8 protein-coding genes are annotated in these 6,574 nt (G+C 69.9%); 6 read left to right on the forward strand and 2 right to left on the reverse strand.

All coding sequences use genetic code 11. The features are described 5' to 3' along the window. Positions 1 to 9 precede the first annotated feature (9 nt). The 3 genes from sdhA (at position 10) to AB0903_RS31445 (ending at position 3,223) form a co-directional block, all read left to right on the forward strand. The gene (sdhA, locus tag AB0903_RS31435; RefSeq protein ID WP_366708142.1) at positions 10 to 1,764 is read left to right on the forward strand and encodes a succinate dehydrogenase flavoprotein subunit; all 1,755 of its coding nucleotides are present in this window, start codon (positions 10 to 12) and stop codon (positions 1,762 to 1,764) included. Further along, on the forward strand, positions 1,764 to 2,522 hold the full coding sequence (locus tag AB0903_RS31440) for a succinate dehydrogenase iron-sulfur subunit (protein ID WP_366708143.1): 759 nt from the start codon (positions 1,764 to 1,766) through the stop codon (positions 2,520 to 2,522). The genes sdhA and AB0903_RS31440 overlap by 1 nt, the downstream gene beginning before the upstream one ends. Before the next feature lie 158 nt (positions 2,523 to 2,680). Next, entirely contained in the window at positions 2,681 to 3,223 is a 543-nt protein-coding gene (locus AB0903_RS31445; protein WP_366708144.1) for a hypothetical protein, read from the forward strand. 48 nt (positions 3,224 to 3,271) lie between these two features. Here AB0903_RS31445 and AB0903_RS31450 read toward each other — a convergent pair whose 3' ends face one another. Beyond that, a complete protein-coding gene (locus AB0903_RS31450) occupies positions 3,272 to 3,538 on the reverse strand; it encodes an alpha/beta fold hydrolase (protein WP_366708145.1) in 267 nt (88 codons plus the stop codon). A 378-nt stretch (positions 3,539 to 3,916) separates the two neighbouring features. Here AB0903_RS31450 and AB0903_RS31455 point away from each other — a divergent pair, with 378 nt between their 5' ends. From AB0903_RS31455 to AB0903_RS31465, 3 genes are read left to right on the forward strand one after another with little or no spacing between them, the layout of a single operon-like run. Continuing rightward, positions 3,917 to 4,357: a hypothetical protein gene (locus AB0903_RS31455; RefSeq protein WP_366708146.1), complete on the forward strand. Its 441-nt coding sequence runs from the start codon at positions 3,917 to 3,919 to the stop codon at positions 4,355 to 4,357. Between the two features lie 5 nt (positions 4,358 to 4,362). Next, the gene (locus AB0903_RS31460) at positions 4,363 to 4,845 is read left to right on the forward strand and encodes a DCC1-like thiol-disulfide oxidoreductase family protein (protein ID WP_366708147.1); all 483 of its coding nucleotides are present in this window, start codon (positions 4,363 to 4,365) and stop codon (positions 4,843 to 4,845) included. Between the two features lie 11 nt (positions 4,846 to 4,856). Beyond that, the gene (locus AB0903_RS31465) at positions 4,857 to 5,579 is read left to right on the forward strand and encodes a TetR family transcriptional regulator (RefSeq protein WP_366708148.1); all 723 of its coding nucleotides are present in this window, start codon (positions 4,857 to 4,859) and stop codon (positions 5,577 to 5,579) included. A 44-nt stretch (positions 5,580 to 5,623) separates the two neighbouring features. Here the strand turns inward: AB0903_RS31465 and AB0903_RS31470 are convergent. After that, positions 5,624 to 6,574 (reverse strand): metallophosphoesterase (locus AB0903_RS31470; protein WP_366708149.1); only part of this gene is annotated, 951 nt, incomplete at its 5' end.

The following is a 6,574-nucleotide window of genomic DNA, read 5'->3' on the forward strand; positions in this document are numbered from 1 at the left end:
AATCCACTCATGAAGATCCACAAGTACGACACCGTCATCGTCGGGGCCGGCGGCGCCGGTATGCGCGCCGCCATCGAGTCGACGAAGCGCAGCCGCACCGCCGTGCTGACGAAGCTCTACCCCACCCGCTCCCACACGGGCGCGGCGCAGGGCGGCATGGCCGCCGCGCTGGCCAACGTGGAGGAGGACAACTGGGAGTGGCACACCTTCGACACGGTCAAGGGCGGTGACTACCTGGTCGACCAGGACGCCGCCGAGATCCTGGCGAAGGAGGCCATCGACGCCGTCCTCGACCTGGAGAAGATGGGCCTGCCGTTCAACCGGACCCCGGACGGCACCATCGACCAGCGCCGCTTCGGCGGCCACTCCCGCAACCACGGCGAGGCACCGGTCCGCCGGTCCTGCTACGCCGCGGACCGCACCGGGCACATGATCCTCCAGACGCTGTACCAGAACTGCGTCAAGGAGGGCGTGGAGTTCTTCAACGAGTTCTACGTCCTGGACCAGCTGATCACCGAGGTCGACGGCGTCAAGAAGTCGGCCGGTGTGGTCGCCTACGAGCTGGCCACCGGCGAGATCCACGTCTTCCAGGCGAAGGCCGTGATCTACGCGTCCGGCGGTACCGGCAAGTTCTTCAAGGTGACCTCCAACGCGCACACCCTGACCGGTGACGGCCAGGCCGCCTGCTACCGCCGCGGTCTGCCGCTGGAGGACATGGAGTTCTTCCAGTTCCACCCGACGGGCATCTGGCGCATGGGCATCCTGCTGACGGAGGGCGCCCGCGGTGAGGGCGGCATCCTCCGCAACAAGGACGGCGAGCGCTTCATGGAGAAGTACGCGCCGGTCATGAAGGACCTCGCGTCCCGTGACGTCGTCTCCCGCTCCATCTACACGGAGATCCGCGAGGGCCGCGGCTGCGGCCCCGAGGGCGACCACGTCTACCTGGACCTGACCCACCTGCCGCCGGAGCAGCTGGACGCCAAGCTCCCGGACATCACCGAGTTCGCGCGTACGTACCTCGGTATCGAGCCCTACACGGACCCGATCCCGATCCAGCCGACCGCGCACTACGCCATGGGCGGCATCCCGACCAACGTCGAGGGTGAGGTCCTCCTGGACAACACCACCGTCGTGCCCGGCCTGTACGCCGCCGGCGAGGTCGCCTGCGTCTCCGTGCACGGCGCCAACCGCCTCGGCACCAATTCGCTCCTGGACATCAACGTCTTCGGCAAGCGCGCCGGTATCGCCGCCGCCGACTACTCGGTCAAGGCCGACTACGTCGACCTCCCGGAGGACCCGGCGTCGTTCGTCACCGAGCAGGTCGAGCGGCTGCGCAGCTCCACCGGGTCCGAGCGGGTCTCCGTCCTCCGCAAGGAGCTCCAGGAGACGATGGACGCCAACGTGATGGTGTTCCGCACCGAGCAGACGATCAAGACCGCGGTCGAGAAGATCGCCGAGCTGCGCGAGCGCTACCTCAACGTGTCCATCCAGGACAAGGGCAGGCGGTTCAACACGGACCTGCTGGAGGCCATCGAGCTGGGCAACCTGCTCGACCTGGCCGAGGTCATGGCCGTCTCCGCGCTCGCCCGCAAGGAGTCCCGCGGCGGTCACTACCGCGAGGACTTCCCGAACCGCGACGACGTCAACTTCATGCGCCACACCATGGCGTACCGCGAGGTGGGCGACGACGGCTCCCAGTCGGTCCGTCTCGACTACAAGCCGGTCGTCCAGACCCGCTACCAGCCGATGGAGCGTAAGTACTGATGGCTACCCCGACCCTGGAGAAGCGGGAAGCCGGCTTCGCCGACTCCCCGTACATCACCGCCACCTTCCGGATCCGCCGCTTCAACCCCGAGGTGTCGGAGCACGCGGTCTGGGAGGACTTCCAGATCGAGATCGACCCCAAGGAGCGCGTCCTCGACGCCCTCCACAAGATCAAGTGGGACGTCGACGGCACGCTCACCTTCCGGCGCTCCTGCGCGCACGGCATCTGCGGCTCCGACGCGATGCGGATCAACGGCAAGAACAGGCTCGCCTGCAAGACGCTGATCAAGGACATCAACCCGGAGAAGCCCATCACGGTCGAGGCCATAAAGGGCCTGACGGTCCTCAAGGACCTGGTCGTGGACATGGAGCCGTTCTTCCAGGCGTACCGCGACGTGATGCCGTTCCTCATCACCAAGGGCAACGAGCCGACGCGTGAGCGTCTGCAGTCCGCCGAGGACCGCGAGCGCTTCGACGACACCACCAAGTGCATCCTGTGCGCCGCGTGCACGTCCTCGTGCCCGGTGTTCTGGAACGACGGCCAGTACTTCGGCCCGGCGGCGATCGTCAACGCGCACCGCTTCATCTTCGACTCGCGTGACGAGGCCGGGGAGCAGCGCCTGGAGATCCTCAACGACAAGGACGGCGTGTGGCGTTGCCGCACCACGTTCAACTGCACGGACGCCTGCCCGCGCGGTATCGAGGTCACCAAGGCGATCCAGGAAGTGAAGCGCGCGCTGATCACGCGTCGCTACTGACACCGGAGTCCCTCGTGTGACACGGCGTCAAGGGCCCCGGCTCCCGCAAGGGAGCCGGGGCCCTGCCCGTACGGCCGTACGGGCTTCACCGACCCGGGCGGACCTGGCAGGATCGGGGGACGTCTGATCCGAGGCAGTGGGAAAGCGGGGACGAGAACATGACGACGCCCAATCCGTACAAGGACGGGGAGCCCGAGTACGAGTGGGGCCCGACCCAGCCGCCCGGTACGCCCGCCTACGGCTACCCCGCCGCCGCGCCGGGCTACGGATACCCCCACGATCAGACCCCGCCCTACACGCAGACCCAGCCGGCCGGCGTCCCGGTGCCGATGACGCCGCCGATGGCGATGGGCGGGCAACCGCTGGTGGCGATCGGGGACATCACCGTGACGGGTGACTCCATCGTCACCCCGGCCGGCACGATGCCGCTGAAGGGCGCCGTGTGGAACGCGACGGACATGTCGCGCACCGAGGAGAAGATCCCGACGCACGCGATCGTGCTCGCGATCGTCTTCTTCATCTTCTGCCTGCTGGGCCTGCTGTTCCTGCTGATGAAGGAGAAGACGACCACGGGCTTCATCCAGGTGACGGTGACCAGCGGCGGCAGGCACCACTCGACGATGATCCCCGCCCACCGCCCGGAGACGTTCCAGATGGTGATGGGGCAGATCAACTACGCGCGCTCGCTGAGCAGCATGTAGTCCGGCCGGGCGGGGCACCGGCGTTCAGGCCGAGCCAGGTGGCCGTGTTCAGTGCGCCGCGCCCGCCAGGTCGCCCGCCTCGAAGAGGGCGTCCTCGCGGGCGTCGAAGGCGGCCAGTTCGGCGCTCTGCTCCTGCCCGGGGAGCGGGGCGGCACACAGCAGCGCCAGCGCGGTCACCCGCCGCGGGGCGGCGGCGGCCGCCAGCAGGGCGACCCGGCCGCCGAACGAGGACCCGACCAGGGCGGCCCGTCCGATGCCGAGGCTGTCCATCAGCGCGAGAACGTCGCCGGCGTCCGTACAGGGGCGGTCGGCCACCGGCGTCGCACCGTAGCCCCGGAGTCGCAGCACACCACGCGGTGCCCGGCGTCCGCCGGCGCGTGGAACTGCGCGTCCCACATCCGCCGGTCGCACACGGAGGAGTGGAGCAGGACGACCGGAGGGCCTTCGCCGGCCTCGTCGTAAGAGAGCGTCATCCGGCCGAGGTTACGGCCAGGCCACTCTCGGCGCTCTTCCTTTTCCTCCGCGCCGCTCCCGGCACTCTCCGTCGCGCCGCTCCCGGCACTTTCCGTCGCACCACTCCCGGGCCTTTCATGGTCGCGCCGCTCCCGGCCCGGCCCTTACTTGAACATGTTCAAAGACAGGTCTACAGTCAGGACCGCCAGCTTTTGAACATGTTCAAGGGGAGGGTGGGGCATGGACCTCACTGTTGTCGCGTACATCGCCTATCTGCTGATCAGCGTCGGGCTCACCGCCTGGGTCGCCCGGACGCTCAGCAAGAACGGCCGGATCTTCCTCGCCGATGTGCTGAAGGGGGACGAGAAGCTCGCGGACGCCGTGAACCACCTGCTGGTGGTCGGCTTCTACCTCGTCAACCTGGGCTTCATCGCGCTCTACCTCAAGTCCGCCGACGAGATCACCGAGACCCGCGGCCTTTTCGAGGCGCTGTCGGTCAAGATCGGAGTCGTGCTGCTCGTCCTCGGCGTCATGCACCTCGGCAACGTCTACGTGCTCAACAAGATCCGCCGCCGCCGGGTGATGGAACGCGAGCAGACGCCGCCGGTCGATCCGCAGGGCTGGACGCGGCGGTCCCCGGGCCCGTGGACCGCCCCCGCCGGCGGCCCCGCCGGAGCGTGACACCGATGGGCAACGCGGTCCGGTCCCTGACGGTCCTGTACGACGCCGACTGCTCCCTGTGCGTACACCTGCGGCACTGGCTGCTGCGGCAGCAGCAGCTCGTGCCGCTGCACCTGGTTCCCGCGGGGTCGGCCACGGCACGGCGCGCGTACCCGTCTCTCGACCACGCGAGGACCGAGCGGGAGATCACCGTCATCGGCGACGGGGGCCAGATCTACTCGGGCCGGGCCGCGTGGATCGTCTGCCTCTGGGCCCTGGCCGAACACCGGGCCAAGGCCCACTGGCTCGCCACTCCGGCCGGCGCCCCGTTCGTACGCGTCTCGATGCTGGCCGCGGCCAAGTACCGGGAGGCGACGGGTGCGGGGGCCGGGGCGGGAGCCGCCGGGGACGCGGAAGCCGCAGGGGACCACGGGGGCGCGGAGGCCGACGGGGTCCACCGGAGTGCGGGGGCAGCTCCCTGCGGCGACCGGTGCTCGGTACCCGACTAGGCTCGGGCACCGTGACTGAAGCGAACGCCCCTACCGAAGCGAAGGCTCCCAAGAGCGAGCAGACCCGCACGCTCATCCTCGAGACCGCGCTCCGGCTCTTCCAGGAGCGCGGTTACGACAAGACGACGATGCGGGCCATCGCCAAGGAGGCCGGGGTCTCGGTAGGGAACGCCTACTACTACTTCGGCTCCAAGGAACACCTCGTCCAGGGCTTCTACGACCGGATCGCCGCCGAGCACCAGGCGGCGGTGCGGCCCGTACTGGACAAGGAGACCGACCTCGAGTCCCGGCTGGCCGGCGTGCTCACCGCGTGGCTCGACATCGCCGCGCCGTACCACGAGTTCGCGGCCCAGTTCTTCAAGAACGCAGCCGACCCGGAGAGCCCGCTCAGCCCCTTCTCCCCCGAGTCGGAACACGCCCGTGAGGCCGCCATCGACGTCCACCGGGAAGTGCTGGCCGGATCGAAGTCGAAAGTGGCGGAGGAACTGCGGGAGGTGCTCCCGGAGTTGATGTGGCTCTCCCAGATGGGCCTGGTCCTGTACTGGGTCTTCGACCGCTCGGAGAACAGCCGACGCAGCAGGCGTCTGGCCCAGCGGGGAGCGCGGCTGACCGCCCGGGGCGTGGCGCTCGCGCGCTTCCGGGTGCTGCGTCCGCTCGTCCATGAAGTGCACGAGCTGTTCACGGACTTCCTGCCCGGCATGGCGCAGACCGCGGCCGCCCGCAAGAAGACCTGACGCCCGGCCGGCGGCGCCCGGGGGGAGACCGATCGTCAAGGCTTCTACGCCTGACGGGAGGCGAGCTCCACGACGGTGATGTCGGACGGCGCACCCACCCGCACCGGCGGGCCCCACGCGCCCGCGCCACGGGTCACGTACAGCTGCGTGTCGCCGTAGCGTTCCAGACCGGCCACGGTGGGGTTGGCCAGCTCGGCCAGCATGTTGCCGGGCCAGAGCTGCCCGCCGTGGGTGTGACCGGACAGCTGCAGGTCGACGCCGTGCTCTACGGCGTCGTGGACGACGACCGGCTGGTGCGCCAGGAGCACGGCGGCGCGGGCACGGTCGCGGTCGCCGAGGGCCCGCACGAAGTCGGGGCCCCGGCCCTCGTTCTCTCCTGCCACGTCGTCGACGCCTGCGAGGTCGAACCCGCGGGAGATCTCGACGCGCTCGTTGCGCAGCGGACGCAGACCGAGTTCACGGACGTGGTCGACCCATTCGTCGGCCCCTGAGAAGTACTCGTGGTTGCCGGTGACGAAGAACGAGCCGTGGCGGGAGCGGAGCTGCGCGAGCGGCTCGGCCGCGGACCCGAGATCGGCGACCGAGCCGTCGACGAGGTCACCGACGACGGCGACGAGGTCGGGCTGGGTGGCGTTGATCGAGTCGACGATGCGCTGCGTGTGGGAGCGGCCGAGAATCGGCCCCAGGTGGATGTCGCTGACGACGGCGACACGGAAGCCGTGGGCGGCACGCGGCAGCTTGGCGAGTGGGACGGTGACGCGCTTGACGCGGGGGCCGCGGAGCACGCCGTACGTGCCGTGGCCGACGGTTCCCAGCGCGGCGGCGGCCGCCGCGCCGCCGACGATCCGCGACACGAACAACCGCCGTGACACGCCGGCGCCGGCCGGCAGCGGCGTTCCGTCCGCGCCGGTCGACTGCGCCCGCTCAGGGCCGTGCGGACCGTCCGCGTCGGCAGGCGGCCGCGAACGGTCCGCGGCGGCTTCGCCCGGCACGTC

Source organism: Streptomyces sp. NPDC048389, from assembly GCF_040706335.1.
GTDB lineage: Bacteria > Actinomycetota > Actinomycetes > Streptomycetales > Streptomycetaceae > Streptomyces.

What these genes read in the sequence shown, in the direction of transcription:
- sdhA (WP_366708142.1), top strand. Translation starts at nt 10, where the DNA reads ATGAAGATCCACAAGTACGACACCGTCATCGTCGGGGCCGGCGGCGCC.
- AB0903_RS31460 (WP_366708147.1), top strand. Translation starts at nt 4,363, where the DNA reads ATGGGCAACGCGGTCCGGTCCCTGACGGTCCTGTACGACGCCGACTGC.
- AB0903_RS31455 (WP_366708146.1), top strand. Translation starts at nt 3,917, where the DNA reads ATGGACCTCACTGTTGTCGCGTACATCGCCTATCTGCTGATCAGCGTC.
- AB0903_RS31440 (WP_366708143.1), top strand. Translation starts at nt 1,764, where the DNA reads ATGGCTACCCCGACCCTGGAGAAGCGGGAAGCCGGCTTCGCCGACTCC.
- AB0903_RS31445 (WP_366708144.1), top strand. Translation starts at nt 2,681, where the DNA reads ATGACGACGCCCAATCCGTACAAGGACGGGGAGCCCGAGTACGAGTGG.